The 26,946-nt window shown below is 70.6% G+C and carries 24 protein-coding genes; 17 read left to right on the top strand and 7 right to left on the bottom strand.

Annotated features, from left to right (window positions below; genetic code table 11):
- Positions 1-274 precede the first annotated feature (274 nt).
- The 3 genes from fdhF to ACLBX9_RS20010 form a co-directional block, all read right to left on the bottom strand.
- The gene (fdhF, locus tag ACLBX9_RS20020; RefSeq protein WP_447720174.1) at positions 275-3,247 is read right to left on the bottom strand and encodes a formate dehydrogenase subunit alpha; all 2,973 of its coding nucleotides are present in this window, start codon (positions 3,245-3,247) and stop codon (positions 275-277) included.
- A 55-nt stretch (positions 3,248-3,302) separates the two neighbouring features.
- Positions 3,303-5,021 (bottom strand): NAD(P)H-dependent oxidoreductase subunit E, encoded by a 1,719-nt coding sequence (locus tag ACLBX9_RS20015; protein WP_447720173.1) that lies wholly within the window; start codon positions 5,019-5,021, stop codon positions 3,303-3,305.
- Between the two features lie 62 nt (positions 5,022-5,083).
- A complete protein-coding gene (locus ACLBX9_RS20010) occupies positions 5,084-5,398 on the bottom strand; it encodes a hypothetical protein (protein ID WP_447720172.1) in 315 nt (104 codons plus the stop codon).
- 250 nt (positions 5,399-5,648) lie between these two features.
- Here ACLBX9_RS20010 and mobB point away from each other — a divergent pair, with 250 nt between their 5' ends.
- From mobB to ACLBX9_RS19950, 12 genes are all read left to right on the top strand, one after another.
- Positions 5,649-6,167: a molybdopterin-guanine dinucleotide biosynthesis protein B gene (gene mobB, locus ACLBX9_RS20005; RefSeq protein ID WP_447720171.1), complete on the top strand. Its 519-nt coding sequence runs from the start codon at positions 5,649-5,651 to the stop codon at positions 6,165-6,167.
- A 4-nt stretch (positions 6,168-6,171) separates the two neighbouring features.
- Positions 6,172-7,428 carry a molybdopterin molybdotransferase MoeA gene (locus tag ACLBX9_RS20000; protein ID WP_447720170.1) on the top strand — a complete coding sequence of 419 codons (1,257 nt, stop codon included), beginning with the start codon at positions 6,172-6,174 and terminating at the stop codon, positions 7,426-7,428.
- 190 nt (positions 7,429-7,618) lie between these two features.
- Entirely contained in the window at positions 7,619-7,912 is a 294-nt protein-coding gene (locus ACLBX9_RS19995; RefSeq protein WP_010684471.1) for an avidin/streptavidin family protein, read from the top strand.
- A gap of 638 nt (positions 7,913-8,550) precedes the next feature.
- On the top strand, positions 8,551-8,781 hold the full coding sequence (locus ACLBX9_RS19990) for a hypothetical protein (protein ID WP_244625561.1): 231 nt from the start codon (positions 8,551-8,553) through the stop codon (positions 8,779-8,781).
- 79 nt (positions 8,782-8,860) lie between these two features.
- Positions 8,861-9,481, top strand: a complete 621-nt coding sequence (locus ACLBX9_RS19985; protein WP_010684473.1) for a 5-formyltetrahydrofolate cyclo-ligase — start codon at positions 8,861-8,863, stop codon at positions 9,479-9,481.
- A 442-nt stretch (positions 9,482-9,923) separates the two neighbouring features.
- Positions 9,924-12,002, top strand: coding sequence for a molybdopterin-containing oxidoreductase family protein (locus tag ACLBX9_RS19980; RefSeq protein WP_447720169.1), 2,079 nt, complete (start codon positions 9,924-9,926; stop codon positions 12,000-12,002).
- A 229-nt stretch (positions 12,003-12,231) separates the two neighbouring features.
- Positions 12,232-13,473, top strand: a complete 1,242-nt coding sequence (locus tag ACLBX9_RS19975; protein WP_447720168.1) for a transporter substrate-binding protein — start codon at positions 12,232-12,234, stop codon at positions 13,471-13,473.
- Positions 13,466-15,085 (top strand): urea ABC transporter permease subunit UrtB, encoded by a 1,620-nt coding sequence (gene urtB, locus ACLBX9_RS19970; protein ID WP_447720167.1) that lies wholly within the window; start codon positions 13,466-13,468, stop codon positions 15,083-15,085. Before ACLBX9_RS19975 ends, urtB begins: the two co-directional genes overlap by 8 nt.
- Positions 15,082-16,182 carry an urea ABC transporter permease subunit UrtC gene (gene urtC, locus ACLBX9_RS19965; RefSeq protein ID WP_447720166.1) on the top strand — a complete coding sequence of 367 codons (1,101 nt, stop codon included), beginning with the start codon at positions 15,082-15,084 and terminating at the stop codon, positions 16,180-16,182. The genes urtB and urtC overlap by 4 nt, the downstream gene beginning before the upstream one ends.
- Positions 16,179-16,889: an ATP-binding cassette domain-containing protein gene (locus tag ACLBX9_RS19960; RefSeq protein ID WP_447720165.1), complete on the top strand. Its 711-nt coding sequence runs from the start codon at positions 16,179-16,181 to the stop codon at positions 16,887-16,889. Before urtC ends, ACLBX9_RS19960 begins: the two co-directional genes overlap by 4 nt.
- On the top strand, positions 16,886-17,599 hold the full coding sequence (urtE, locus tag ACLBX9_RS19955) for an urea ABC transporter ATP-binding subunit UrtE (RefSeq protein WP_447720164.1): 714 nt from the start codon (positions 16,886-16,888) through the stop codon (positions 17,597-17,599). Before ACLBX9_RS19960 ends, urtE begins: the two co-directional genes overlap by 4 nt.
- 20 nt (positions 17,600-17,619) lie before the next feature.
- A complete protein-coding gene (locus tag ACLBX9_RS19950) occupies positions 17,620-18,576 on the top strand; it encodes an acetamidase/formamidase family protein (protein ID WP_447720163.1) in 957 nt (318 codons plus the stop codon).
- 156 nt (positions 18,577-18,732) lie between these two features.
- Here the strand turns inward: ACLBX9_RS19950 and ACLBX9_RS19945 are convergent, their stop codons facing one another.
- Positions 18,733-19,086 carry a transposase gene (locus tag ACLBX9_RS19945; RefSeq protein ID WP_447720162.1) on the bottom strand — a complete coding sequence of 118 codons (354 nt, stop codon included), beginning with the start codon at positions 19,084-19,086 and terminating at the stop codon, positions 18,733-18,735.
- Positions 19,087-19,279: 193 nt separating this feature from the next.
- On the opposite strand from ACLBX9_RS19945, the gene ACLBX9_RS19940 reads away from it, so the two are divergent.
- From ACLBX9_RS19940 to glnT, 5 genes are all read left to right on the top strand, one after another.
- Positions 19,280-19,966 (top strand): helix-turn-helix domain-containing protein, encoded by a 687-nt coding sequence (locus ACLBX9_RS19940; protein ID WP_447720161.1) that lies wholly within the window; start codon positions 19,280-19,282, stop codon positions 19,964-19,966.
- 100 nt (positions 19,967-20,066) lie between these two features.
- Positions 20,067-20,975: a class II glutamine amidotransferase gene (locus ACLBX9_RS19935; RefSeq protein WP_447720160.1), complete on the top strand. Its 909-nt coding sequence runs from the start codon at positions 20,067-20,069 to the stop codon at positions 20,973-20,975.
- Between the two features lie 36 nt (positions 20,976-21,011).
- Positions 21,012-21,692, top strand: a complete 681-nt coding sequence (locus ACLBX9_RS19930; RefSeq protein WP_447720159.1) for a GltB/FmdC/FwdC-like GXGXG domain-containing protein — start codon at positions 21,012-21,014, stop codon at positions 21,690-21,692.
- Positions 21,693-21,706: 14 nt separating this feature from the next.
- A complete protein-coding gene (locus ACLBX9_RS19925; protein ID WP_447720158.1) occupies positions 21,707-23,035 on the top strand; it encodes an FMN-binding glutamate synthase family protein in 1,329 nt (442 codons plus the stop codon).
- 75 nt (positions 23,036-23,110) lie between these two features.
- A complete protein-coding gene (gene glnT / locus ACLBX9_RS19920) occupies positions 23,111-24,418 on the top strand; it encodes a type III glutamate--ammonia ligase (protein WP_447720157.1) in 1,308 nt (435 codons plus the stop codon).
- Between the two features lie 27 nt (positions 24,419-24,445).
- On the opposite strand, the gene ACLBX9_RS19915 is transcribed toward glnT, so the two are convergent.
- Genes ACLBX9_RS19915 through ACLBX9_RS19905 form a run of 3 tightly spaced genes read right to left on the bottom strand, consistent with a single transcriptional unit; the run spans position 24,446 to position 26,825 of the window.
- Positions 24,446-25,222, bottom strand: coding sequence for an amino acid ABC transporter ATP-binding protein (locus ACLBX9_RS19915; RefSeq protein WP_447720156.1), 777 nt, complete (start codon positions 25,220-25,222; stop codon positions 24,446-24,448).
- 5 nt (positions 25,223-25,227) lie between these two features.
- On the bottom strand, positions 25,228-26,079 hold the full coding sequence (locus tag ACLBX9_RS19910) for an amino acid ABC transporter permease (RefSeq protein WP_447720155.1): 852 nt from the start codon (positions 26,077-26,079) through the stop codon (positions 25,228-25,230).
- Positions 26,076-26,825 (bottom strand): amino acid ABC transporter permease, encoded by a 750-nt coding sequence (locus ACLBX9_RS19905; RefSeq protein WP_010684489.1) that lies wholly within the window; start codon positions 26,823-26,825, stop codon positions 26,076-26,078. Before ACLBX9_RS19905 ends, ACLBX9_RS19910 begins: the two co-directional genes overlap by 4 nt.
- Between the last annotated feature and the right edge of the window lie 121 nt (positions 26,826-26,946).

Genomic DNA, 26,946 nt, shown 5'->3' with positions numbered 1-26,946 from the left:
CGTCGGGAGCGGTCTCTCGAGGTGGGGCGTCGGCTTCGGTCTGCGCAGCCCGCTCCGTCATCGCGAGCGCAGCGAAGCGACCCAGGGCTGCGCGACATCTGTCAGCGGGGCGCCGACTGGAATGCTTCGCTTCGCTCGCAAAGACGGCACCGACTCGATCGACCGGAAACGGTCTCTGCCCGCGGCTCGGTGCCGGCAGGCCAGCCGCATCCGCCCGATGTCCGTCGTCACAGTCCGGCGGCACGCCTGGGCGCGCCGCCGGAGGTCACGCCGCCTACTCGGCGGCCATGGGCGTCGCGTGGACGGTGGAGACCCGGGCCGCGCAGAACTTGAACTCCGGGATCTTGCCCATCGGGTCGAGCGCCGGGTTCGTCAGCAGGTTGGCCGCGGCCTCGGCGTAGCAGAACGGCATGAAGATCATGCCGACCGGCACGTCGCGGTCGGAGCGCACCTTCAGATGGACCGCGCCGCGGCGCGTCTCCAGCTTCATCGTGTCGCCGGGCTCCAGTCCGAGCCGGTAGAGCTCCTTCGGGGCCATGAAGGCGACCGCCTCGGGTTCCAGCGCGTCGAGGACGCCGGCGCGCCGGGTCATCGATCCGGTGTGCCAGTGTTCCAGCACGCGGCCGGTCGACAGGACCATCGGGTAGTCGTCGTCCGGCAACTCGTCCGGGGGCACCACCGCGGCCGGGACGATCTTCGCGCGCCCGCTCTCCGTGGGGAAGCCGGCGTAGAAGATGATCTCGTTGCCGGGCTTGTCCGGCGCGTCGACCGGGTAGGTCACGGCGCCCTCGCGCTCCAGGCGCTCCCAGGTGATATTGTTGAACGACGGCATCACCATGGCCATCTCGCGGAAGATGTCGGCCGGGCCGCCGTAGTTCCAGGGCAGGCCGAGGCGCTTCCCCAGTTCCTGGATGATCCACCAATCCTGCCGCGCGTCGCCCGGCGGCGACACCACCGGCTGCGAGATCTGCACGCGACGGTCGGTGTTGGTGAAGGTGCCGGCCTTCTCGGCGAAGGCCGAGGCCGGCAGCACCACGTCGGCGTGGAAGGCGGTCTCCGTCAGGAACAGGTCCTGCACGACGAGGTGGTCGAGCATCGCCAGGGCGTGCCGGGCGTGGTTGAGGTCCGGGTCGGACATCGCGGGGTTCTCGCCCTCGACGAACATGCCCCTGATCTCGCCGGCGTGGATCGCCCGCATGATCTCGACGACGGTGAGGCCCCTTTGCGGGTCGAGCTTCTGACCCCAGAACTCCTCGAACATCTCCCGCACCACGGCCTTCTCGACCGACTGGTAGTCCGGATAGACCATCGGGATCAGGCCGGCGTCGGACGCGCCCTGGACGTTGTTCTGGCCGCGCAGCGGGTGCAGGCCGGTGCCCGGCCGCCCGATCTGCCCCGTGACGAGGGCGAGGGCGATCAGGCAGCGCGAGTTGTCCGTGCCGTGGACGTGCTGGCTGATGCCCATGCCCCAGAAGATGATCGACGACTTGGCGCGGGCGTAGAGCCGGGCGACCTCGCGCAGGGTCTCCGCGTCGATGCCGCAGACCGAGGCCATCTTCTCCGGCGTGAACTCGACGATCTTCTCCTTGAGCGCCTCAAAATTCTCGGTGTAGCCGGCGATGTACTGCTCGTCGTAGAGCCGCTCCTCGATGATCACGTTGAGCATCGCGTTGAGCATCGCCACGTCCGAGCCGGGCTTGAACGCGAGGTGCTTGTAGGCGTGCCGCGACAGCACCTGCCGGCGCGGATCCATGACGATCAGCTTGGCGCCGCGCTGCTTCACGGCGTTCTTGAGGAAGGTCGCCGCCACCGGGTGGTTCACGGTCGGGTTGGCGCCGATCACGATGATGACCTCGGCGTCGAGCGCCGCCGAGAACGGCGCCGACACGGCGCCCGAGTTCAGCCCCTCCATGAGGGCGGCCACCGACGAGGCGTGGCACAGCCGGGTGCAGTGGTCGACGTTGTTCGAGCCGAACCCGAGCCGGACGAGCTTCTGGAAGAGGTAGGCCTCCTCGTTCGAGCCCTTCGCGGAGCCGAAGCCGGCCAGCGCCTTGCGGCCGTGCGTGTCGCGGACCGTCTTGAGGCCGCCGGCGGCGCGGTCGAGCGCCTCCTCCCAGGTCGCCTCGCGGAAGTGCGTCCACGGGTTGGCCGGGTCGACCTGGTCGTTGGCGTCCTTCGGGACGTTGTCCAGGCGGATCAGCGGCGCGGTCAGGCGGTGGGGGTGGTGGACGTAGTCGAAGCCGAAGCGGCCCTTCACGCAGAGCCGGTTGTGGTTGGCCGGGCCGTCCACGCCCTCGGCGTAGACGATCTTCTCGTCCTTCACCTTGTAGGAGACTTGGCAGCCGACGCCGCAATAGGGGCACAGCGAGGTCACCTCGCGGTCGGGATAGACCGTCCGGGTGTTGTGCTCGGCGTCGAGGTAGGCGGACGGCATCAGCGCGCCGGTCGGACAGGCCTGGACGCACTCGCCGCAGGCCACGCAGGTCGAGCCGCCCATCGGATCGTCGAAGTCGAACACGATCTTGGCGTCGGCCGAGCGGTAGGCCATGCCGATCACGTCGTTGACCTGGACCTCGCGGCAGGCGCGGACGCAGAGGTTGCACTGGATACAGGCGTCGAGATTGACGCTCATGGCCGGGTGGCTGAAGTCGCCGGTCCAGCGCTCGGCCGCGGGGAAGCGGCTCTCGGACACGTCGAGGAAGTCGGCCTGCACCCAGAAATGCGAGGTCGGGTCGTGCGAGGTCTCGCGCTCGGGCTGGTCGGCCACGAGCAGTTCGAGCACCATGGCGCGGGCCTTGGTGGCGCGCTCGGTCGCGGACTTGACCTTCATGCCCACGGCCGGCGTGCGCTTGCACGAGGCGGCCAGCACGCGCTCGCCCTCGATCTCGACCATGCAGGCGCGGCAATTGCCGTCCGGGCGGTAGCCGGGCTCGGGCTTGTGGCAGAGGTGCGGGATGTGGGTGCCGAGGCGCTTGGCGACGGCCCAGATCGTCTCGCCGGGGGCGGCCTCGACCTGCTGTCCGTCGAGCTCGAACGCGATGGTCGGGGGGGCGGTCGGCCGCTCCTTCAGATCGTGCAGGCCCGACGGCTCCGGGGCCGCCTGGCCGCCCGCCTTTGCGCCTTCCGAGTAGGAGCCGCCGGCCCCCGGCTTCGGGCCCGGCGCGGGGCCGCCGGCATCCTGCAGCCCGTCGGCCCGGATCTCGGGCTTCTCGGTCTTGTCGCCGCGCTGTTCGGGGGCGTTGCTCATGCGGCCGCTCCTGGCTCGGACATCGGGATAGGGTTCGCGGGCGCCATCGGTTGCCTCACTCGGCCGCCGCGGCGTGTGGCGCGGGGAACAGGTCCGGGAAGTACTTGATGACGCTGCTGAGGGGGTTCGAGGCGGCCTGGCCGAGGCCGCAGATCGAGGCGTCCCGCATGCACTGGGACAACTCGCCCAGGAGCTCGGTGTCCCAGACGCCCTGCTCCATCAGGATACGGGCCTTCTGGGTTCCCGAACGGCAGGGGGTGCACTGCCCGCAGCTCTCGTCCTCGAAGAACTTCATCAGGTTCAACGCGGCGCCGCGCACATCGTCCCGGTCCGACAGGACCACCACGGCGGCGGAGCCGATGAAGCAGCCGTACTTCTCCAGCGTCCCGAAATCGAGCGGGATGTCGTTCATCGACGCCGGCAGGATGCCGCCCGACGCGCCGCCCGGCAGGTAGGCCGCGAAGGTGTGGCCGTCCGCCATGCCGCCGCAATACTCGTCGATGAGTTCCTGGATGGTGAGGCCGGACGGGGCGAGCTTCACGCCCGGCTCCTTCACGCGCCCCGAGACCGAGTACGAGCGCAGGCCGACGCGGTCGTTGCGGCCGTGGCTCTTCCACCACGCGCCGCCCCGCTCGATCAGGTCGCGGACCCAGAACAGCGTCTCAATGTTGTTGATCAGCGTCGGACGGTTGAACAGGCCGACCTGGAACGGGAACGGCGGCTTGTGCCGCGGCAGCCCGCGCTTGCCTTCGAGGGACTCGATCAGCGAGGATTCCTCGCCGCAGATATAGGCGCCGGCGCCGCGGCGCAGGTGGATGCGCGGGCCGCCCGCGGGGAGCTTCGCGATTTCGCGCGTCAGGATCTCGCGGGAGATGGGATACTCGTCGCGCAGGTAGATGTAGACCTCGGGCGCCTCGACGACGTGGGCGCCGATCAGCATGCCTTCGAGGAAACGGTGCGGGTCGGTGTTGAGGTAGAGCTGGTCCTTGAAGGTGCCGGGCTCGCCCTCGTCCCCGTTGACCGCCATCAGCCGGGGCCCGGGCTCGCCGCGCACCGAGCGCCACTTGCGCCCCGTCGGGAAGCCCGCGCCGCCGAGGCCGCGCAGGCCGCCGTCGTCGAGCACCGTCAGGACGTCGTCGACCGGGAGGTCGCCGCTGCGGAGCCGGTCGAGGGTCGCGTACCCGCCGGCGGCCCGATACGCCGCGTAGTCGACGTAGTCCGGGATGTGGGCGTGCGTGTCGCCGGCCTCGACCGCGGCCCGGACGGAGGCGAGGTCGGCCTTGTGCAGGAAATTGTGCCCGACCTCGACGGCGGGCGCGTGGTCGCACAGGCCGACGCAGGGTGCGCGCACGACGCGGACGGCGTCGGAGGCGAGCTCCCGCTGGAGCGTCTCCAGCAGCTCGTCGGCGCCGAACATCGCGCAGGTGATGCTGTCGCAGACCCGGACGGTCAGCCGCGGGATGGAGGCGTCGCCCTCCTTCACGACGTCGAAATGCGCGTAGAAGGTCGCGGTCTCGAACACCTCGGCGAAGGCCAGCGCCATCTCGTCGGCCAGCGCCGCCAGGTGCTCGGCGCTGATCTGGCCGTAGGTGTCCTGGATCAGGTGGAGGTGCTCGATGAGCAGGTCGCGCTGGCGCGGGCGCGAGCCGAGAAGCTCCTCGACCTCGACCTTCGCCCGCGGCTCGACCTGGCGCCCCTTGGGGACGCTGCGCGCCTTGTTCCGCCCCCGGCCGGGATGCGAGAAGGTCCTGACTGTCCCCGGTGCCTCACTCATTGCGGTATCTGGTTCTCAACTGCTGGGGCGGGTGGTCGCGGCATCCTGCGGTCCGGTCGGGGCTACTGGCCGCCGAAGGCCCGGAGCGGCTGGCCGGCTTCGGACCGGTGTTTCATCGCGACGGCTCCCGTCGCCTCGTCCAGGGACGTGACCCTGGGGCCGACGACGGAGCGCAGCTCGGTCTCGAACGCGTCCAGGCCTTCGTTCAGGCGGTCCATCAGGGAGCCCGGCGCGTCGCCGGCCGGGGCAGCGACCGCTTTCGCGAGCGCCTCGCGGACTCGGTCGGCGAGCTCCTGCGTGAGCGGCGGTTTCGCGTCGGCGCAGTAGGCGTCCGTCACGATGTCGGCCCAGTCCGCCGTGGGGGATGCGTCGCCCATGCTCAGGCCTGCGCGATCGAGGGACGGTTGAAGTCGTGCATGGCGTGCCCGTTCGGGTCCGTTGGCGTGGCGCTCGCTCGTGGCATACCAAATGGCAGCCGTTATAGCGGAGGTGTTATATCGTTTTTGAAGGCGTTTCAATTTGCGCGGGGTCGCGGTCGCGCGTCCCGGCGGCGTGGCCGACGCTTGCCCTGAGCCATTCCGCGGGGCAGTGGAAACGGCACGAGGGAGGCTGTCAGCGGTGTCCGGCATGCGCGTAATCGGACTTGCCGGGTGGAGCGGGGCCGGCAAGACCAGCCTGCTGGTCCGGGCCATCCCCCTGCTCGTCGCCCGCGGGGTGAAGGTGGCGACCCTCAAGCACGCCCACCACGACTTCGACACGGACTGGCCCGGGAAGGACTCCTACGAGCACCGCAGGGCGGGGGCGAGCGAGGTCCTGGTCTCGTCGAGCCGGCGGTGGGCCCAGGTCCACGAGCTGCGCGACGAGCGGGAGGCGACCCTCGGTCAGCTCCTGCGGCGGATCAGCCCCTGCGACCTCGTCGTCGTGGAAGGGTACAAGCGGGAGCCGATCCCCAAGATCGAGGTCCACCGCGCCGACAACGGCCGCCCGCCCATCCATCCTCTGGACGCCACCGTCGTGGGCATCGCGAGCGACGTCGCATTTCCGGCCTCGGGCATTCCCGTCGTAAATCTGAACGACGCGGAGGCGGTGACGGGGCTGATGCTCGACGTGGCCGTTTCCTTCGAAGACGTCCTCGGGAGGCTCTAGCCGGATGGCCCAGCTCAGCGACGACTGCTTCGCGTTCGGCGGTCCTCTGATGACCATCGAGGACGCGCACGCCCTGTTCGGCGAGCGGCTCGTACCGGTCGTCGGTACCGAGGACGTTCCCGTCTCGGACGCCGACGGACGCATCCTGGCCGAGGATTGCGTCGCGCCCATCGACGTCCCGCCATTCCCCAACTCGGCCGTCGACGGATACGCGGTCCGTTTCGCGGACCTGCGCGCCTCCGACGCCACGGTGCTGACGGTCGGGGCGGTCGTCACGGCCGGCGGCTCGTCCGAAGGGGTGTCGGTGGCGGGCTCGGCCGCCCGGATCTTCACCGGGGCCCCGATGCCGGCGGAGGCCGACACCGTCTTCATGCAGGAGGACGTCCAGGTCCTGCCCGACGGCCGGGTGTCCCTGCCGCTCGGGCTGAAGCGGGGCGCCAACAGCCGTGACGCCGGCGAGGACGTGGCGAAGGGCTCGTCGATCGTCCCGGCCGGCCGGCGTCTCCGGCCGCAGGACCTGGCTCTGGCGACCGCGGTCGGCCTGCGCACGGTGAAGGTCCGCCGCCCCCTGCGGGTCGGCGTGTTCTCGACGGGCAACGAGCTCGTCGAGCCGGGGACGCCCCTGAGACCGGGCGCGATCTACGACTCGAACCGCATCCTGCTGCTCGCTCTTCTCCGGCGGATGGGCGTCGCGGTGCGTGACCTCGGCGTCATCCGTGACGACCCGGCGGCGGTCGCCGCGAGGCTCTCGGCGGCGGCTGCCGAGCATGACGTGATCCTCACCTCGGGCGGCGTCTCGACCGGCGACGAGGACCATGTGAAGACCGCCGTCGCGACCATCGGGCGCCTCGTGTTCTGGAGGCTGGGGATCAAGCCGGGACGGCCGGTCGCGATGGGCATGATCGACGGCAAGCCGTTCCTGGGCCTGCCGGGCAACCCGGTCGCCGTCTACGTCACCCTGTTGTTCGTCGTGCGGCCGCTCCTCGCCCGGCTCGCCGGCGAGGCCTACGCGCCGCCGCCCGGATTCACCGTCAGGGCGGCCTTCTCCTATCGGAAGCGCGCGGGCCGCAGAGAGTTCGTCAGGGTCAGCCTCGCCCGGGACGCCGACGGCACCTGGGAAGCCCGGAAGTTCCAGCGCGACGGCGCAGGCATGCTGTCATCGCTCACCGAAACCGACGGCCTCGTGGAGCTGGAGGATGGCCGGACCGAGGTCGTGCCGGGCGACGTCGTGCGGTTCCATCCGCATGGAGCCCTCTGGTAGCGAGGCCGCACCCGGAACCCCACCAGACGCGGACCGCGCCAGCATTGCCGGGCCCACGCATCCGTTATATCAAACCTGCTATATCGCTTGTGATTGGCCGTGCGAACGGCCGCTCGATCGGCGGGCTTGGGCAACGATGTTCGATGGTGTCTGGCGGAGCCAAGCAGGCGCGGAACTTCGCCTCCTCCAGATGGGCGAGGCCGTGTCCGGGACCTACACCGCCGCCGATCCCGGCCTCGCGCAGACGCATCGAAGCCGCATCCTGGTCGGCACGGCCGAGGGTGACATCATCGGCTTCGTGACCAGCACGTCGTCGCCACAGGAAATCACGGCCTGGACCGGGCGCCTCGTCCGCGCCGACGAGAAAACGGCCGCGGCGATCCACGCGGTGTTTCACGCCGTCGAACGGTGTTCGCAGCCGAAGGCCGCGGAGGGCCACATCGCGCTCGAGACGACCATCTTCTCGAAGGTCGAGAACACCTGAAGGCGGAGCCTCGTCCAGGCTCGATCCTTTCCCGCGAACGCGAGGCGAGATCGAAGCGACGGGCGGCCGGGGCATCAATTGCCGACACAGATCGGCTGTTCGGTTCATCCTCCATCCTGTCATCGTCGAACCCCGGTCCGCGAACAGCCGATGGCAACCGCTTGCGCGACGTCGTCAAAGCTCGCTGGATGGCCGGGATAGGCGTGAAGCGGCCGGCTGCATGCGATCCGAAGCGAATGATCCACCGCCCGACGTGCTCATGACGGCGGCCGTCACCTGCAGTGGCCCCGGCGCGCGATCCTGTCGCTCGCCGTAACCGTACCGAGGACCGGCCCGGTTCGGCAGCCACCTTGTGTATGTCCCCTCCCGAGGACTGCGCGGCGTTGCGCGGTTGTTCAATCGGCCTGTTCCCGTCGTGGAAACGCCGTTGTCGCCAAGCGTTGGGTTCAGTGCTTGATGAATGTATCTGATGCTCAATGTAAGTGTAATCACTCGGGCTTGAACTGAATATTGAGTACATTTCGGGGCGCAGGGGAGGGCATATGGGCACGCACTCTGGTCGAACGGCGGACGAGTGGGCCGGCATCATCAGTGAGGCATATGCTGCGAGAACACGGCCACCCCTGACACGCCAGCTCGTGAGCGAGGTTCATCAAGTGATCGCCGAGGCGCTTCGAGAAGCGGAAGCCGCTGACAGCCCGGACAGCGAATGGTGCGAGCGCGTCAACCTCGTCCTGGATCGCAGCGAGATGTCCCTTCATGCAGCCGTGGGGCCTCGGCTTGCCGCGATCGATGATGCCGCGGGAACCGCCGTGATGATGCACCGGTCGGAAGCCGGACGCCCCTTGCGCGCCTTCGGCGGGCAATAGCCGACGCGACACGGGATGCGCCTGTACTGACCAGTGGCGTTTTTAGAGACAGCAAGGCGGGAGCGGCGGGAGCGAGACCATGAGTTCCGTGAATGAGGTGTGTGAGGTCACCGGCTCCGGTCCGGAATGGCCAGCCGCCAATGCGGATTGGCCGACGATCCGTGACTGGCGAAAGGAAACCCGGGACAGACTGATCGCGCAGCGTCGCAGCATTTCGGCTGAGGATCGGTCCGCCTGGAGCGAGAGGATCAGCCGGGCCCTGGAAGCGGCGCTCGCGCCGTATGCCGGCAGATTGATCGGCTTCTACTGGCCCTTCCGCGGCGAGTATGATCCACGAGCCGTTCTCACCGCGATGCAGGAGCGCGGCTCACGCCTTGCCCTGCCGGTGATCATCGAGCGCGGGCAGCCGCTCGTCTTCCGTGAGTGGTCCCCTGGCAGCCTGATGGTGCAGGGAACTTGGAAGATCCCGATGCCTGAGTCGGGCGAGACGGTCTTCCCCGACCTCCTCGTGGTGCCGCTGGTCGGTTTTGACAGTCAGGGCTACCGGCTCGGCTATGGCGGCGGCTTCTATGATCGGACGATTGCCGCAATGCCGCAGCGGCCGCGCTCCATTGGTGTCGGCTTCGAACTCGGACGCCTGAAGACGATCTGCCCGCAATCGCACGACATTCCGCTGGAGCGGATCATCACGGAGGGGTGACGCGGCCTGGATGGCCGACGTCCGACTGCGCTGATCGGGTGAGTCGACCGAGGTCACCTGTTACCAACAGATCCGATCTGGCGACCTCTACCGTCGGTCGCAGTCTGGCTTCGCGCGTTGCGGGCTCGACGTCGACCTGCGGTGCGCCGCAGACCAAATCCCCACACCGCACCGACGCGTGCTTTTGGGCTTCAGCCGAGGGCGGATGGACGGCCGCGATGGGCGCTCTGCAGACCGCCCGGTCTTGCGCGCGAGGGCGATCAGGCGTGACGACGTCTGGCCGAAAGCGCCTGGCCCGTCTCGAAGAAGGCCAGCTCGGACAGCGGACACGGAATCCGTCGCCAGACGCCTGACGACGGGCCGGCACGGACGCTGCTCTCACTCGCCATCCCGGTGCGGCGCGGCTACGGTCGCCCGCGCTGACTGAGCCAGAGGCGCGCCGATGCCCGAGATCCGATCTTCCGTCTGCCCGCACGATTGCCCCAGCACCTGCGCGCTGGACGTCGAGGTGCTGGACGGGGCGAGGATCGGAACCGTGCGCGGCGCGGACAACCCGTACACGGGCGGCGTGATCTGCAACAAGGTGACCCGCTACGCCGAGCGGATCCACCATCCGGACCGCATGCTCCACCCGCTCCTGCGCACGGGTGAGAAGGGCAGCGGCGCGTTCCGCCGGATCGGCTGGGACGAGGCGCTCGACCGCGTCGTCGCCGGCTTCGACGCGGCGACCGGGCGCCACGGCAGCGAAGCCGCCTGGGCCTACAGCTCCGGGGGCACGATGGGCCTCGTGCAGCGCGACGGCATCTTCCGGCTGCGCCATGCCCTGCGCTGGTCCGGCCGCAAGGGCACGATCTGCTCCACGATCGCGGGGGCCGGCTGGACCGCCGGCTGCGGCCGGATCTCGGGCTCGGACAGCCGGGAGATGGCGGTCGCCGACCTGAACGTGCTGTGGGGCACCAACCCGGTCTCCACCCAGGTCAACGTCATGTCCCATGTCACGCGCGCCCGGAAGGAGCGCGGGGCGAAGCTCGTGGTCATCGACCCGTACCGCACCGGCACCGCGGCGGCGGCCGACCTGCACCTCGGCGTCCGGCCCGGAACGGATGCGGCGCTCGCCTGCGCGGTGATGCACTGCGCCTTCCGCGACGGCCATGCCGACCGGGCTTACATGGCGGCCTACGCCGACGCGCCGGAGGCGCTCGAGGCGCATCTGGCGCCGCGCGGACCGGCCTGGGCGTCCGAGATCACCGGCCTGACCATCGCGGAGATCGAGGATTTCGCGGCGCTCTACAACGCCACGCCGCGGGCCTACATCCGCTGCGGCTACGGCTTCACCCGCGGGCGCGGCGGCGCCGCGGCGATGCACGCCGTGACCTGTCTGCCCACCGTCACCGGCAAGTGGCGGCACGAGGGCGGCGGCGCCCTGTTCACCAACAAGGGCATCTTCGGCTGGGACAAATCGCTGATCGAGGGCACGGCCCTGCGCGACCCGGCGATCCGGGAGCTCGACATGAGCCGCATCGCCAGCGTGCTGACCGGCGACGCGGCGGCGCTGCACGGCGGCCCCGGCGTCCACGCCCTGCTCGTGCAGAGCGGCAACCCCGCCTCGGTCTGCCCGGACAGCAACCGCGTACGGCAGGGATTGATGCGCGACGACCTGTTCACGGTCGTGCACGAGCAGTTCATGACCGAGACGGCGCGCTACGCCGACATCGTGCTGCCGGCGACGATGTTCCTGGAGCACGACGACATCTACCAGGCGATGGGCCACAGCCACATCCAGATCGGACTCGCGGCGATCGACCCGCCCGGCGAGGCGATCTCCAACCACGACCTCGTCTGCGCCCTGGCCCATCGCTTCGGCCTCGACCACCCGACCTTCCGGATGACCGCGCTGGAGCTGGCGGACGCGACGCTGCGCGCCTCCGGCTACCCGTCCGCCGCGGCGCTGGCGGAGCGGCGCTGGCTGGATGTCCAGCTGCCGTTCCGATCCGCCCACTTCCTCGACGGGTTCGCGCATCCGGACGGCCGGTTCCGCTTCCGGGCCGATTGGCGGGCCCTGGGGGATACGGAGGGCCGGCTGTCCCCGCTGCCCGACTGGCTGCCGCTGATCGACGGCGCCACCGACGAGCGACCGCTGCGTCTCGTCACCGCTCCGGCCCGGCAGTTCCTGAACTCGACCTTCACGGAGACGCCGAACGCCCGCAAGCGCGAGGGCCGCCCGCAGGTGCTGATCGCCCCGGAGGACGGCCTCCGCTTCGGCGTCGTGGACGGCGCGCTCGCCCGCCTGGGCAGCGCGCAGGGCGAGGTGGTTCTGCATGCGCGGTACGTGCCGGGCCAGCGGCCGGGCACCGTGGTGGTGGAGAGCATCTGGCCGGCCGCCGAATTCGGCGGCCCGGGGCACGGCATCAATGCGCTGACCTCGGACGAGGCCGCACTCCCGTCCGGGGGCGCGGTCTTCCACGACACGGCCGTGTGGATGCGCGCGGAGGCCGAGGCCGCGGCGACGATGGCGGCCTGATACCGGCCGGACGGGGTGACAGGCGGGCCTCCCGTCCTGGGTCGCCGGGCGACACCGGTTCGAGACCCGAGACGACAATTTTGACGTTCCCGGCGGAAGACCGCCCGCCGCGCGCACAAGTGCCGCCAATATGCGCAAGCCCCGCGCCGACCTGCAGCCTCTTTGACCTTCCCGTCTCCCCACCCTCGGCCGACAATCGGGCGGTCCATCCAGGGGAGCTTCGGGGTCGATGACGCACCTCACGCGACGCGGCGTCTTGGGCACAGGCCTCTCGGGCACGGCGGCGCTGCTCGCGGCCCCGGCCCTCATCCGGCCGGCCTTCGCCGCCGACACCGTCAAGCTCGGCTGCCTGTTCTCGTCGTCGGGCACGATGGCCAATCTCGAGGGCCGGCTGAACCACGTGGTCCGCATGGCCGCCGACGCGATCAACGGGCGCGGCGGCGTCAATGGCCGCCAGATCGAGGTGCTGACCTCCGATCCCGCCTCGGACTGGCCGCTCTACGCCCAGGTCGGCCGGCAGATGCTCCAGCAGGACAAGGTCGCCGCCCTGTTCGGCTGCTGGACCTCCGTGTCGCGCAAGTCGGTGCTGCCGGTCGTCGAGCAGAATGACGGCCTCCTGTTCTACCCGCTCCATTTCGAGGGCGACGAGAACTCGAAGAACGTCGTCTACGTGAACTCGCCGCCCGCGAGTTCCGTGCTGCCGGCGGTCGATTACCTGATGGGCCCGGACGGGGTCGGGGCGAAGCGCTTCTTCATGATCGGCTCGGACTACGTCTGGCCGCGCACGATCAACAAGCAGCTCAAGGGCTACTGGACGAGCAAGGGCATCCCCGAGAGCGCGTGGCGCGAGGAATACGTGCCGTTCGGCTTCTCGAACTTCCAGACGCTGGTGAACCAAGTCCGCAGCTTCGCCAGCCAGCCGGGCGGCCAGGCGATCGTGGTGCTCACGGTCGTCGGCTCCTCGATCCCCGACTTCCTGCGCGAGTTCGCCAACCAGGGCATCAGCGCCACCGACGTGCCGATCCTCGGCCTCGACATGGTGGAAGCCGATCTCGAGGGGCTCGATACGGCCAAGCTCGTCGGCCACCTGAACTGCTGGGCCTATCTCCAGGCCGCCAAGGGCGAGCGCAACCAGAAATTCCTCGCCGATTGGGCCGCCTACGTGAAGGCGAAGAACGTCCCGTTCAGCGCCGACACGGTGATCGACCCGATGGTCTCGGCCTATGACAGCGTCCATCTCTGGGCGCTCGCCGCCGCCAAGGCCGGGTCCTTCGCGGTTCCGGAGGTGCGCAAGGCCTTCGCGAGCCTCAGCTTCGACGACCCGTCGGGCTACACGCTGACCATGACGGGCGAGAACAACTACGTCTCCCGCGGCGTGTTCATCGGCTCGGTCAACGAGAAGCGCGGCTTCGACGTCCTCTGGCAATCCCCGGACGCCCCGAAGCCGGTCCCGTTCAGCCCTTATGGCTGATCCGTTCCGCGCGCTCTTGGCCCTCTGCTGCCTGGCGCTGCTGGCGGTTCCGGCCTGCGCGGCGCCGCTCGATCGTGCGGCTTTCGCGGCGGATCTGTGCGGGGACGGCACCGCGCAGGTTCGCGGGGCCGAGGGCCTCGTCCAGGCCGGCGGCGATCTGCCGGCGGAGGATCTCACCTTCGCCGGCCGGCTCCTCGGCGCGCTGGCCGAGCGCCGCCTGTCCTGCCCGGCGGACGGCGCGCTCCTGCTCGACCGACCGGGCGCGCCGGAGGGCCGTGACGCGCTCACCGGCGCGACGCGGCCGGCTGCCGAGGCGCGCGCGCCGGTCCTCGGCCTGCGCCAGCGCGCGGCCGTCGAGACCGCGCGGGGCGCCGTCGCGCTGCTGGCCGGCCCGGATCCGGCCGCCCGCGCCGCCGGCCTCGCGGTTCTGGAGCGGCGCATCGCCACCGTCCCGGCGGCCGTGCTCGACCGGGCTCGCGACGCGGAGGCGGATCCCGCGCTGAAGGGGACGATCGCCGGCCTCGCCCAGGCGGCCGCCCTGTCGTCGCCCGATCCGGCCCGGCGCCGGGCGGCCATCGCGGCCGTGGCGGCCAGTCCGTCGGGGACCGCGCAGGCGCGGCTGGCGGCCCTCAAGACCGATCCCGCCTACGCGACCGATCCGGCCTTCCGAACAGCCCTCGATGCGGGGCTCACGCAGGTCTCCCGGGCGGTCGCGATCGGGAATGGCCTCGCGGTCGTCTACAACGGCCTGAGCTTCGCCAGCATCCTGTTCATGGCGGCGGCCGGGCTCGCGATCATCTTCGGGCTCATGGGCGTGATCAACCTCGCCCAGGGCGAGTTCATCATGCTCGGCGCCTACGCCACCTACGGCGTGCAGGAGGCCTTCCGCCGCCTCGCCCCCGGTCTGATCGACCTGTACCTGCTCGCCGCCATCCCGGTGGCGTTCGGGGCGGTCGCCCTGGTGGGGATCGTGGTCGAGGCGCTGATCCTGCGCCACCTCTACCGGCGGCCGTTGATGAGCCTGCTCGCCACCTGGGCGGTGAGCCTGTTCCTGGTGAACCTCGTCCGCGTGACGGTCGGCACCCAGAACCTGCAATTCGTCATGCCGGCCTATGTCAGCGGCGGCGTGCCCCTCTATGCCGATTTCGTCATGACCTGGAACCGGTTGTTCGCCATCGGCTTCGCGGCGGCGACCCTCGTCCTGACGCTCCTGATCCTGCGCCGCACCCCGCTCGGGCTCGACATCCGCGCCGTGACCCAGAACCGCGACATGGCCGCCTGCCTCGGGCTGCCGACCCGGCGGGTCGACCGCCTGGCCTTCGGCTTGGGATCGGGCCTGGCCGGGCTCGTTGGGGTGGCGCTCTGCCCGATCTACAGCGTCAATCCCGGCATGGGGTCGGGCTTCATCGTCGACAGCTTCATGGTGGTGGTGCTGGGCGGCGTCGGCAGCCTCGTCGGGACCCTGGTGGCGGCCCTCGGGGTCGGGGGCGCCAACGTGCTGATCGAGCCGGTCTCCGGCGCGGTCGCCGCCAAGGTGATCGTGCTGGTCGGCATCATCCTGTTCCTGCAGCGCCGGCCCGAGGGGTTGTTCGCCGTGCGGCGGCGGCGATGAGCGGCGCCGTGCAGGCCGCCCTCGCTCCGGCAACCGGACCGGCGCGGCGCGCCGCGCGCGATCCCCTGGTCGCCGGGCTCGTCGGGCTCTGCCTCGCCGCCGCGGCGGCCCTCCTCGTGGCACCGCCCGCCCCGTATCTCGTCAACGCGCTCGGCCAGCTCGCCGCCTTCGCGATCCTCGCCGTGTCGCTCGATCTGGTCTGGGGCTATCTCGGGATTCTCAGCCTCGGGCACGGGCTGTTCTTCGCCATCGGCGGCTATGTCTGCGCGATGCACCTGCTGGCCCACGGCGCCGCGGTGACCGGGGTGCTGCCGGACTTCGTGCAGTTCATGGGCTGGAAGAGCCTGCCGGCCTACTGGGCGGGCCTCGACCACGCGCCGTACGCGTTCGTCCTGGCCCTGGCGCTGGCCGGCCTGGTCGCCTTCGTGTTCGGGCTCGCCTCGTTCCGCTCGCGGGTCAACGGCGTCTACTTCTCGATCATCAGCCAGGCGCTCGTCTACGTCGCGATGCTGCTGATGTACCGCAACGATACCGGGCTCGGCGGCAACAACGGCATGACCGGCTTCCCCCTGCTGTTCGGCTGGCCGATGGGCTCCCCCGGCGTGGTCACCGGGCTCGCCGTCGCCGCCCTCCTGACGCTGGCGGGGGTGCTCGCCGGCGCGCGGCTCCTCGTCGGCAGCGCCGTCGGGCGGCGGATGCTCGCCTGCCGCGACGACGAGACCCGCCTGCGCACGCTCGGCTACAGCACCACCCGGCTGAAGCTCGGGATCTGGTGCCTCTCGGCCATGATCGCGGCGCTGGCCGGCATCCTGTACGTGCCGCAGGTCGGCATCATCAACCCGCGGGTGCTGGCGCCCGACCTGTCCATCGAGATCGCCGTCTGGGTGGCCATCGGCGGTCTGGGGCGGCTCGGCGGGGCGGTGATCGGCGCGATCCTCGTCAACGGCTTGAAGTTCTGGCTCAGCGCCGCGATGCCGGAGGCGTGGCCGTTCGTCCTGTCCGGGCTCGTGCTGCTCGTGGTGCTGGTCCTGCCGAACGGGCTCCTCGACCTCGTGGGCTGGCGCCCGCGCCCGACCTGGCTGCGGAGCATGCGATGACCGCCCTCGTGGTCGACGCCCTCACCGTTGCCTTCGGCCGGTTCACGGCGCTGGATGCCGTCTCGCTCGCCGTCGATCCCGGCGAGGTGCGGGCCGTGATCGGCCCGAACGGCGCCGGCAAGACCACGCTCCTCGACGTGATCTCCGGGATCACCAAGCCGGTCTCTGGCCGGGTGATGCTCGGCGACCATGTCGACCTGACCCAGCGTTCCGAGGCCGAGATCGCGAAGGCCGGCGTGCGGCGCAAGTTCCAGAAGCCCAGCGTCTTCCCGGCGCTCACCGTGCGCGAGAACCTGGAGATCGGCTGCGGGCCCGCCCTGAGCCGGCGCGACCGCCCGGCCCGCATCGCCGCCGTGCTCGGCGAGATCGGCCTCGGACCCCGCGCCGCGGTGCCGGCCGGCAGCCTCGCCCACGGTGAGAAGCAGTGGCTGGAGATCGGCATGGTGCTCGCCGCCGAGCCGGCGCTGCTCCTCCTCGACGAGCCCGTGGCCGGGCTCTCCGACGCCGAGACTGCCCAGACCGCCGCGCTGATCCGGGCCCTGCGCCGGCCGGACCGGGCGATCCTGGTGATCGAGCACGACATGGGCTTCGTCGAGGCCATCGCCGACCGGGTGACGGTGCTGCACGAAGGCCGCACCCTCTACGAGGGCAGCATGGCGGGCGCGCGGGCCGAGCCCCAAGTGATCGAGGTGTTCCTCGGCCGATGACCACAGCCTCCGCACCCGCGCGCCTCGCCGTCGAGGGGCTCGACCAGCATTACGGCAGCGCCCAGGTGCTGCGCGGGATCAGCCTCGCGGTCGAGCCGGGGACCTGCCTCGCCGTGCTCGGCCGCAACGGCGCCGGCAAGACCACGCTGCTGCGCTGCCTCACCGGCCTGATCCCGGAAAGCCGCGGCCGGATCGCCCTCGACCGGACCGAGCTGACGCGCCTGTCGCCCGACCAGCGCGCCCGCGCGGGCCTCGCCTACGTGCCGCAGGGACGCGAGATCTTTTCGGATCTGACCGTCGCGGAGAATTTGAGGGTGGCGGCCCGGGCCCACGGGCTGGAGCGGACCGACGCGGTGGACGCGGCGGTCACGCTATTCCCGGCGCTGCGCGGCCTCTGGCACCGCCCGGGCGGCAACCTCTCGGGCGGCCAGCAGCAGCAACTCGCCATCGCCCGGGCGCTCGCCACGCGGCCCCGCGCGCTCCTGCTCGACGAGCCGACCGAGGGCATCCAGCCCTCGATCGTCGCCGCGATCGAAGCGGTGATCGCCGGGCTCAAGGGCCGGATCACCGTTCTGCTCGTGGAGCAGTACCTCGATTTCGCCCTCCGGGTCGCCGATGCCGTGGTGGTTCTGTCCCGCGGCAGCGTCGTCGAGCGCGGCGATCCGAAGGTGTTGAACCCCGAAGCCCTCACCCGTCACATCGCCGTCTGACGGACAAACCAGGAGCCGCCGTGTCGACCCATCACGAGATCCCCGCGACGCCCGAAACCATGGTGCTCGGCTATTTCGACGCCGCGCTGCCGCCCGTCCTCACCGTCGCGTCCGGCGACACCGTCACCCTGCACTCGCACCCGGCGGGCGGGCGCGAGTCGCTCCACCCCGATCCGGCCCGCGTTCCCGCCGACCTGCTCCACGCCCTCGACACCCTGGAGCGCGGCCCCGGCCCGCACTTCGTCACCGGGCCCATCCACGTGCAGGGTGCCGAGCCCGGCGACATGCTGCAGGTCGACATCCTCGACCTGAAATTCCGCCTCGACTGGGGCTTCGTGGCGATCCTGCCGCTGCTGGGCACCCTGCCGGACGAGTTCACCGAGTACGAGACCGTCCACGCCGACATCGACACCGCCCGCGGCCTCTGCCGCCTGCCCTGGGGCACGGAGCTGCCCCTCGACCCGTTCTTCGGCATCATGGGCAACGCCCCGCCCGCCGCCTGGGGCCGGGTCGGCAGCCCGGTGCCCCGCGCCTTCGGCGGCAACATGGACAACAAGGAGCTGCGCGTCGGCACCACCCTCTACCTGCCGGTGTTCAACCCGGGCGGCGGCTTCTACGCCGGCGACGGACACGGCGTGCAGGGCGACGGCGAGGTCTGCATCACCGCCCTGGAGACCGGGCTGACCGGCACGTTCCGGCTCACCGTGCGCAAGGACATCCCGGGCGCGTGGCCTTTCGCCGAGACCCCCACCGACCTGATGTCGATCGGCCTGCACGAGAGCCTCGACGAGGCGATGCGCCAGGCCGTCCGCGAGATGGTGCGCCTCGTCTGCGCGCGGACCCGCCTCACCCGCAACCAGGCCTACATGCTGTGCTCGCTGGCCGGGAACCTGCGGATCACCCAGACGGTCGACGGCAACAAGGGCGTGCACATGCTGATGCCCAAGACAGCCCTCGCGTCATCCGGGGCAGCCTGAGCGCAGTCTCGGCCGAGGCCGATCCCGTCATTGCGAGCGCAGCGAAGCAACCCAGCAGCGCCACGCTTACCGATGTCCCGCTTCCCTGGGTCGCTTCGCTGCGCTCGCGATGACGGAGCGGGACGCCGCACCCGACGCGTCCAGCCGGAGACCGCCTCAGTTCGCGCTGCGCCCGAAGGCGAACCGGCCGACACAGGCATAGGCGCCGCGATGCTGCGGCGGCTGGCGCAGGCCCGCGCGCTCCGTCGTGGCCGGTGCTCCGCGCGGCGGCTGGACGAGCAGGGCGGCCCGCAGCCGCAGCACCTCCGCCCGGAGATCGGCATTCTCCCGCTCGACCCGATCGAGCCGGGCCACACCCGCGGGCTTCAGACCGCCGAGCCGTCGCCGCCAGCGATAGAAGGTGCCGAGCGAGATCCCAGCACTCGCGCAGATCTCGGCGATGGGGATGCCGCGCGTGGCCTCGTCGAGCAGGAAGGCGATCTCCTCATCGGTGTGCAGGGATCGACGCATGCAGGATCTCCCGATTCGCCAGCCTTGAGTCCACTCCGTGACCGAGCTGCGAGCAAGAAGCGGACCGGCGACGCGGAGCGGGTGACGTCCCCGGGCTGGCGGGCGCCGATCCGTTGACAGAGGTCCGGCGCCGCGTCAGGGCGGCCGGGGACACGCGCGGCCGGACCCCGCGCACCGAGGAGGAGAAGCCGCCATGCCGTCAGGCGCGTCGAACCGGGCGGCGGGGGATGGGCCGGAGCCGGCGCGCGAGCCGGTCCTGTCGCAGGATCCGCACGCCGTCCGCGAACCGCGCGAGAACAACCTCGAACGGGCGATCGGACACGAAGTGCGCGAGCGCCGGAAGCGGCTGGGCATCACGTCCGCGGATCTTGCGGCGGCCACCGGCCTGTCGCCCGGCATGCTGTCGAAGATCGAGAACGGCAACATCTCGCCGTCCCTGACGACGCTGCAGCTGCTCGCCCAGGCGCTCGGCATGCCGATCACCGGCTTCTTCCGGCGCTACGAGGAGGTCCGCAACGCGGTCTTCGTCAAGTCCGGCGAAGGCGTCGAGCTGGAGCGGCGCGGCACCCGGGCCGGGCACCAGTACAACCTGCTCGGGCACATCCACGAGAACGCCAGCCGGGTCACGGTCGAGCCGTACCTGATCACGCTCACGACCGATTCGGACGTGTTCCCGACCTTCCAGCACGCCGGCCTGGAGTTCCTCTACATGCTGGAGGGCGAGGTGCTGTACCGGCACGGGGACCGGCACTTCCACATGCAGCCGGGCGACAGCCTGTTCTTCGACGCCGACGCCCCGCACGGGCCGGCGGAACTCCTGGTGCTGCCGGCCCGCTACCTCTCGGTGATCGCCTATCCGCAGTCCGGCGGGGCGGACTGATCGGCTCAAAGTTCTCACGAAGAAATTTTATTTCCTGCCAGTTGATTTCCGCGTGTGAGGCCGCCTATGCTACGGGCGAACCCGCGACGGAGGTGGTGCCATGTGCGGCATCGTCGGATTGTTCCTGAAGGACCCCGCCCTGGAGCCGCAGCTCGGCGCCCTGCTGGCCGACATGCTCGTCACCATGACGGATCGGGGACCGGACTCTGCCGGCCTCGCGATCTACGCGCCACCGACGCCTGGGCTGTCGAAGATCACCGTGCAATCGGCACGCCCGGAGGCGGATTTCCCCGCCCTGGAGCGGCGCCTCGCGGAGGCCTCCGGCGGCTCGGCGCAGGTGGCGGTGAAGAGCTCGCACGCGGTGATCACCGTGGCGACCGACCGCCTCGACGCGACGCGGAGCGCCCTGAAGGGCCTCTCGCCGGACCTGCGCGTGATGGGCGCCGGCGAGAGCGTCGAGATCTACAAGGAGGTCGGCCTGCCGAAGGACGTGGTCGCACGCTTCGGGATCGCCGGGATGTCGGGCACCCACGGCATCGGCCACACCCGGATGGCGACGGAATCGGCCGTGACCACGATGGGCGCGCACCCGTTCTCCACGGGCGCCGACCAGTGCCTCGTCCATAACGGCTCGCTGTCGAACCACAACAACCTGCGCCGGAGCCTCGCCCGCGACGGCATGGAATTCGAGACCCAGAACGATTCCGAGGTCGCGGCGGCCTACCTCACCACCGCCATGGCGCGGGGCCGGGACCTCGGCGCGGCGCTCGCGGGGGCGCTCACGGATCTCGACGGGTTCTTCACCTTCGTGGTCGGCACCAAGTCCGGCTTCGGGGTGCTGCGCGACCCGATCGCCTGCAAGCCGGCGATCATGGCCGAGACCGAGCGCTACGTCGCCTTCGGCTCGGAATACCGGGCGCTCGTCGGCCTGCCGGGGATCGAGACCGCCCGGGTCTGGGAGCCCGAGCCGGCGACCGTCTACTTCTGGGATCAGCGGCAGGCCGCCTGAGCCGCCCCGCAGCCTTTTACGTCACGGATCTCGCCCATGCCCGTCTTCGATCTGGCGGCGACGCCCCTGCGCGCGCTGAATCAGGCCCTCCACGGCGTCGCCCCGGGCGCCAACGACACCGCCTTCGAGGTGCTGAACCCGCGGGGCCAGCACGCGGTGGCGGTCGGGATCGACGGGCCCGTCACCGTCACGGTGCGGGGCTCGGTCGGCTATTACTGCGCCGGCATGAACGACGGCGGCACCGTCACGGTGCAGGGCTCAGCCGGGCCAGGCGTCGCCGAGAACATGATGTCCGGCACCGTCGTGATCGAGGGCGACGCCTCGCAATATGCCGGCGCCACCGGGCGCGGCGGCCTCCTCGTCATCAAGGGCAACGCGGCCTCGCGCTGCGGCATCTCCATGAAGGGGATCGACATCGTCGTGCACGGCTCGATCGGGCACATGTCGGCCTTCATGGGCCAGTCCGGCTCGCTGGTGGTGCTGGGCGATGCCGGCGAGGCGCTGGGCGACTCGCTCTACGAGGCGAAGCTGTTCGTGCGCGGCAGCGTGAAGAGCCTCGGGGCCGACTGCATCGAGAAGCCGATGCGCCCCGAGCACGTGGAGCACCTCGCCGCCCTGCTGGACCGGGCGGGGGTCACGGACGTCCGGCCGGAAGAATTCCGGCGCTACGGCTCGGCCCGCAAACTCTACAGCTTCAACATCGACAACGCCTACTGAGCGGGAGACCGGGCATGACCTACCAGAACCCGCCGATGCCGCCGCGCAAGTCGGCGACCTTCGACGACCACACGATGGCGGAGATCCGCCGGGCCGCGGCCACCGGCCTCTACGACATCCGCGGCGGCGGCACGAAGCGCAAGCTCCCGCATCTCGACGACCTGCTGTTCCTCGGCGCCTCGATGTCCCGCTATCCCCTGGAGGGCTACCGGGAGACCTGCGGGACCGGCGTCACCCTCGGCACGCGGTTTGCGAAGAAGCCGATCGCGCTGAAGATCCCGATCACCATCGCCGGCATGAGCTTCGGATCCCTGTCCGCCAACGCCAAGGAGGCGCTCGGCCGCGGCGCGAGCCTGGCCGGCACCTCCACCACCACCGGTGACGGCGGCATGACCGACGAGGAGCGCGGCCATTCCGACATCCTCGTCTACCAGTACCTGCCCTCCCGGTACGGCACGAACCCGCGCGACCTCCGGCGCGCCGACGCCATCGAGGTGGTGGTCGGCCAGGGCGCCAAGCCCGGCGGCGGCGGCATGCTGCTCGGCCAGAAGATCTCCGACCGGGTCGCCGCCATGCGCGACCTGCCCAAAGGCATCGACCAGCGCTCCGCCTGCCGCCACCCCGACTGGACCGGCCCGGACGACCTCGAGATCAAGATCGGCGAACTGCGCGAGATCACCGACTGGGAGAAGCCGATCTACGTGAAGGTCGGCGGCGCCCGGCCTTATTACGACACCGCGCTCGCCGCGAAGGCCGGGGCCGACGTCGTCGTCCTCGACGGCATGCAGGGCGGCACGGCGGCGACCCAGGACGTGTTCATCGAGCATGTCGGCCAGCCGACGCTCGCCTGCATCCGGCCCGCCGTGCAGGCGCTGCAGGATCTCGGCCTGCACCGGAAGGTGCAGCTCGTCATCTCCGGCGGCATCCGCTCGGGCGCCGACGTCGCCAAGGCGATCGCGCTGGGGGCGGACGCGGTCTCGATCGGCACCGCGGCGCTCGTCGCCATCGGCGACAACGACCCGGCCTACGAGGAGGAGTACCGCAAGCTCGGCTCCACGGCGGGCGCCTACGACGACTGGCACGAGGGCCGCGACCCCGCGGGCATCACCACGCAGGACCCCGAGCTGGCGGCCCGCCTCGACCCGGTCCGCGCCGGCCGGAAGCTCGCCAATTACCTGAAGGTCATGACCCTGGAGGCGCAGACGATCGCCCGCGCCTGCGGCCACAACCACCTGCACAATCTGGAGCCCGAGGATCTCGTCGCGCTGACGCTCGAGGCCGCCGCCATGGCCCGCGTGCCGCTGGCCGGCACCGACTGGTACCCGGGCAAAGCGGGCTTCTAGGGCCCTTCAACCCCGCCGGTCGCGCCGGAACGGGGCGCGGCCGGCCCCCACCCGATCCGCGCTCAGGGGGCTGCCGTGACGACCGACCTTTCCGCCTACGCCGCCGAGCACGGCGTGAAGTACTTCATGATCTCCTACACGGACCTGTTCGGCTGCCAGCGCGCCAAGCTGGTGCCCGCGCAGGCGATCGGCGCCATGCAGCGCGATGGTGCGGGCTTCGCGGGCTTCGCCACCTGGCTCGACCTCACGCCGGCCCATCCCGACCTGTTCGCGATGCCGGACGCCGCCTCGGTGATCCGCCTGCCCTGGAAGCCGGACGTCGCCTGGGTGGCGGCCGACTGCACCATGGCGGACGCGCCGGTCGATCAGGCGCCCCGGGTGGTGCTGAAGCAGCTGGTGGCGCGGGCCGCCGCCGAGGGCTTGCGGGTCAAGACCGGCGTCGAGGCCGAGTTCTTCCTGCTGAGCGCGGACGGGGCGGCGATCTCCGACCACCAGGATCGGGCAGAAAAATCCTGCTACGACCAGCAGGCGCTGATGCGCCGCTACGACGTGATCGCCGAGATCTGCGACCACATGCTGGCTCTGGGCTGGGGGCCCTACCAGAACGACCATGAGGACGCGAACGGCCAGTTCGAGATGAACTGGGAATACGACGACGCGCTGGCCACCGCCGACAAGCACGCCTTCTTCAAGTTCATGGTCCGGTCGGTGGCCGAGCGGCACGGCCTGCGGGCGACCTTCATGCCGAAGCCGTTTCCCGGCCTCACCGGCAACGGCTGCCACTGCCACGTCTCGGTGTGGAACAGCGCCGGCACCGTGAACGCCTTCGCGGATCCCGAGATGCCGTTCGGCCTGTCGGCCCGGGGCCGGCACTTCCTGGGCGGGATCATGCGCCACGCCCCGGCGCTCGCCGCGATCACCAACCCGACGGTCAATTCCTACAAGCGCATCAACGCGCCGCGCACGATCTCGGGCGCCACCTGGGCACCGAACGCCGTGACCTGGACCGGCAACAACCGCACCCACATGGTCCGGGTGCCCGGGCCGGGCCGGTTCGAGCTGCGCCTGCCCGACGGCGCCGCCAACCCCTACCTGCTCCAGGCGGCGATCCTGGCCGCCGGCCTCGACGGTCTGGCGCACGCGGCCGATCCCGGGCCGCACAGCGACGTCGACATGTACCGGGACGGCCACACGGTTTCCGGCGCCCCGCGCCTGCCGCTCAACCTGCTCGACGCCCTGCGGGCCTTCGAGGCCGACGAGGCCCTGCGGGTGAATCTGGGCGGCGCCTTCTCGTCCGCCTACCTCAAGCTCAAGCAGGGCGAGTGGGACAGCTACTGCGCCCATTTCACCGCCTGGGAGCGCGAGACCACGCTCGACGTCTGATCGGGCGTCCGGCGCGTCGGCCGACCGTCAGAGCACCTGCGAGAGGAAGCGGCGGGTGCGCGGGTCCTGGGCCGAGGCGAAGAAGGTCGCGGGCGGCCCGTGCTCGACGATCACGCCGCGGTCGGTGAAATAGATGTGGTCGGCGACGTCGCGGGCGAAGTTCATCTCGTGGGTGACGAGCATGCAGGTCATGCCCTCCTCGGCGAGTTCGCGGATCGTGACCAGCACCTCCTTGACCGTCTCCGGGTCCAGGGCGGCGGTGACCTCGTCGAACAGCATCACGTCCGGCCGCATCGCCAGCGAGCGGGCGATGGCCACGCGCTGCTGCTGGCCGCCGGACAATTCACCCGGGTAGGCGTCCTCCTTGCCGGCCAGCCGGACCTTGGCGAGGAGCGCCCGGGCGCGGGCCTCGACCTCGCGCCGGTCCTGCCCGAGGACGTGGATGGGGGCCATCATCACGTTCTGCAGCGCGGTCTTGTGCGGGAACAGGTTGTACTGCTGGAACACCATCCCGACCTTGCGGCGCAGCGCCAGCTTGTCGAGCCGCGGATCGGTGACGTCGATCCCCTCGACCTCGATCGAGCCCGCCGTGACCGGCACCAGCGCGTTGACGCAGCGGATCAGCGTCGACTTGCCCGAGCCCGACGGGCCGATGATGCAGACCACCTCGCCCTTGCGCACGTCGAAGCTGATGCCTTTCAGGACCTCGAAGGTGCCGAAGGATTTGTGCACGTCGGCGAGGCGGACGATCGGCTGATCGGGCGTCCAGGCCGGGGACGGTCTGCTGGCAACGGGTGCGGGCATCGGGCTCAACGGGTCTCGAAGCGGCGTTCCAGGCGGGCGGTCAGCCGGTCGATCGGGTAGCAGTAGACGAAGAAGCAGAGCAGCGCGAAGCCGTAGAGCGGGGCGAACAGCTCGGGGCGGCCGCCCTCGGCCGCGTGGACCTGCGCGGTCAGCGTCAGCATCTCGGTGACCCCGACGATCGAGGCCTGAACGGTCGCCATGGCGATCAGCGAATAGACGTTCATCCAGGGCGGCAGCATCCGCTTCACGCATTGGGGCAGAATGATGCGCCACAGCGTCTGCCGCCGGGTGAAGGCCAGGGATTCGGCCGCCTCCCACTGGGTGTTGGGCACCGAGCGCACCGCGCCGCGGACGATCTCGGCGACGTTGGCCATGACCGGCAGGCTGAATCCGAAGGTCGCCTTGACCCAGTCGGGGAGCGGCACCCGGATGCCGAACACCGTGACCTGGAACGGCACCAGGAACATCACGAAGAACAGCAGCACCAGCCAGGGCACGTTGCGGAAGACCTGCGTGGCACACCACGCGAGGCGGGGCAGCACGCGGCCCTCGGCCATCATGGCCAGCCCGAGCCCGATCCCCGCGACGGTGCCGATCGCCATCGCCATCAGCGAGATCGCGACGTTGAAGGCGAAGCCCGTGAGCAGCAGGGGCGCCCACTTGATCACGACCTCGAGCGGCGACAACACGGCGGCCCCGCCCTGCGCCCAGGCCGGCACCGCCACGAGGGCGAGGCCGGCGAGCAGCCAGAGATGGGCCGGCCGGAGGCGCGCCGCCGGGCGGTCCTTCGGGAGCGCGAACGGCAGGAGGACCGGCAGGTCGCCCGGTCGCCCGCCCTGCGGGTCCGGGACGGTCATCGGCCGTAGCCCGGGATGCGCAGGGCCCGCTCCCAGCGATGCATGATCCAGACGAGCACGCCGACGAAGATCGCGTAGGTCGCGAGCAGGACGAGCATCATCTCAAGGACGTTCTGCGACTCGGACCAGATCTGCTTGACCGCGTAGAGCGTCTCGGGGACCGCGATGGCGTAGGCGAGCGTCGTGGTCTTCAGGAGGTTGATCAGGTTGTTGTTCAGGGCCGGCAGGCAGACGCGCAGGGCCAGCGGCAGGACGACGTGGCGGTAGGCCTTGAAGCGGGTGTAGCCCAGGGCCTCGGCGGCCTCGACCGTGGTCCGCGGCACGGCCTCGATCCCGGAGCGGAAGATCTCGACGTTGAACGCGCCCGCGAACAGCGACAGCGAGATGATCGCCCACTGGACGTTGTTGAGGATCGGCGCGCGCAGGCCGTCCGCCGAGCGGATATCCGGAAGCAGCGTCCCGAGACCGAAGTAGAAGAAGAAGATCTGCACGAGCGGCGGCGTGTTGCGGAACACCACGACGAAGCCGTTGACCAGCGCCCGCAGGACGCGCGACGGCCCGCTCTGCAGGAGCGCCCCGACGGCGCCGATGACGAGGCTCAACAGGATCGTGCTGATCCCGAGCAGCAGCGTCATCCGCAGGCCGGCGACGTAGCGGTCCCAGTCGTAGGGGTCGTAGAAGACCGTGAAATTGAAGCCCGTGGTCTCGTAGAGCTGTTGGAACCACGCCTGGATCGTGGCGATCATCGCGGGCGAACGCTCTTGCAGCCGCGCCCGATCGCGTCGCAATCGCGCGCGGCTCCACGTCCCTGTCCCGACGCGCGCTCGTGCGCCGAACCGGTGTCCATTTCGGCGGAGCGCGCGCGAG

It is taken from the genome of Methylobacterium sp. A49B, assembly GCF_053346215.1.
This window is presented reverse-complemented; position numbering and strand designations above follow the sequence as displayed.

Coding starts and splice junctions, on each gene's coding strand:
- fdhF (WP_447720174.1), bottom strand. CDS start 3,247: ATGAGCAACGCCCCCGAACAGCGCGGCGACAAGACCGAGAAGCCCGAG.
- ACLBX9_RS20015 (WP_447720173.1), bottom strand. CDS start 5,021: ATGAGTGAGGCACCGGGGACAGTCAGGACCTTCTCGCATCCCGGCCGG.
- ACLBX9_RS20010 (WP_447720172.1), bottom strand. CDS start 5,398: ATGGGCGACGCATCCCCCACGGCGGACTGGGCCGACATCGTGACGGAC.
- mobB (WP_447720171.1), top strand. CDS start 5,649: ATGCGCGTAATCGGACTTGCCGGGTGGAGCGGGGCCGGCAAGACCAGC.
- ACLBX9_RS20000 (WP_447720170.1), top strand. CDS start 6,172: ATGGCCCAGCTCAGCGACGACTGCTTCGCGTTCGGCGGTCCTCTGATG.
- ACLBX9_RS19995 (WP_010684471.1), top strand. CDS start 7,619: ATGGGCGAGGCCGTGTCCGGGACCTACACCGCCGCCGATCCCGGCCTC.
- ACLBX9_RS19985 (WP_010684473.1), top strand. CDS start 8,861: ATGAGTTCCGTGAATGAGGTGTGTGAGGTCACCGGCTCCGGTCCGGAA.
- ACLBX9_RS19980 (WP_447720169.1), top strand. CDS start 9,924: ATGCCCGAGATCCGATCTTCCGTCTGCCCGCACGATTGCCCCAGCACC.
- ACLBX9_RS19975 (WP_447720168.1), top strand. CDS start 12,232: ATGACGCACCTCACGCGACGCGGCGTCTTGGGCACAGGCCTCTCGGGC.
- urtB (WP_447720167.1), top strand. CDS start 13,466: ATGGCTGATCCGTTCCGCGCGCTCTTGGCCCTCTGCTGCCTGGCGCTG.
- urtC (WP_447720166.1), top strand. CDS start 15,082: ATGAGCGGCGCCGTGCAGGCCGCCCTCGCTCCGGCAACCGGACCGGCG.
- ACLBX9_RS19960 (WP_447720165.1), top strand. CDS start 16,179: ATGACCGCCCTCGTGGTCGACGCCCTCACCGTTGCCTTCGGCCGGTTC.
- urtE (WP_447720164.1), top strand. CDS start 16,886: ATGACCACAGCCTCCGCACCCGCGCGCCTCGCCGTCGAGGGGCTCGAC.
- ACLBX9_RS19945 (WP_447720162.1), bottom strand. CDS start 19,086: ATGCGTCGATCCCTGCACACCGATGAGGAGATCGCCTTCCTGCTCGAC.
- ACLBX9_RS19940 (WP_447720161.1), top strand. CDS start 19,280: ATGCCGTCAGGCGCGTCGAACCGGGCGGCGGGGGATGGGCCGGAGCCG.
- ACLBX9_RS19935 (WP_447720160.1), top strand. CDS start 20,067: ATGTGCGGCATCGTCGGATTGTTCCTGAAGGACCCCGCCCTGGAGCCG.
- ACLBX9_RS19930 (WP_447720159.1), top strand. CDS start 21,012: ATGCCCGTCTTCGATCTGGCGGCGACGCCCCTGCGCGCGCTGAATCAG.
- ACLBX9_RS19925 (WP_447720158.1), top strand. CDS start 21,707: ATGACCTACCAGAACCCGCCGATGCCGCCGCGCAAGTCGGCGACCTTC.
- ACLBX9_RS19915 (WP_447720156.1), bottom strand. CDS start 25,222: ATGCCCGCACCCGTTGCCAGCAGACCGTCCCCGGCCTGGACGCCCGAT.
- ACLBX9_RS19910 (WP_447720155.1), bottom strand. CDS start 26,079: ATGACCGTCCCGGACCCGCAGGGCGGGCGACCGGGCGACCTGCCGGTC.
- ACLBX9_RS19905 (WP_010684489.1), bottom strand. CDS start 26,825: ATGATCGCCACGATCCAGGCGTGGTTCCAACAGCTCTACGAGACCACG.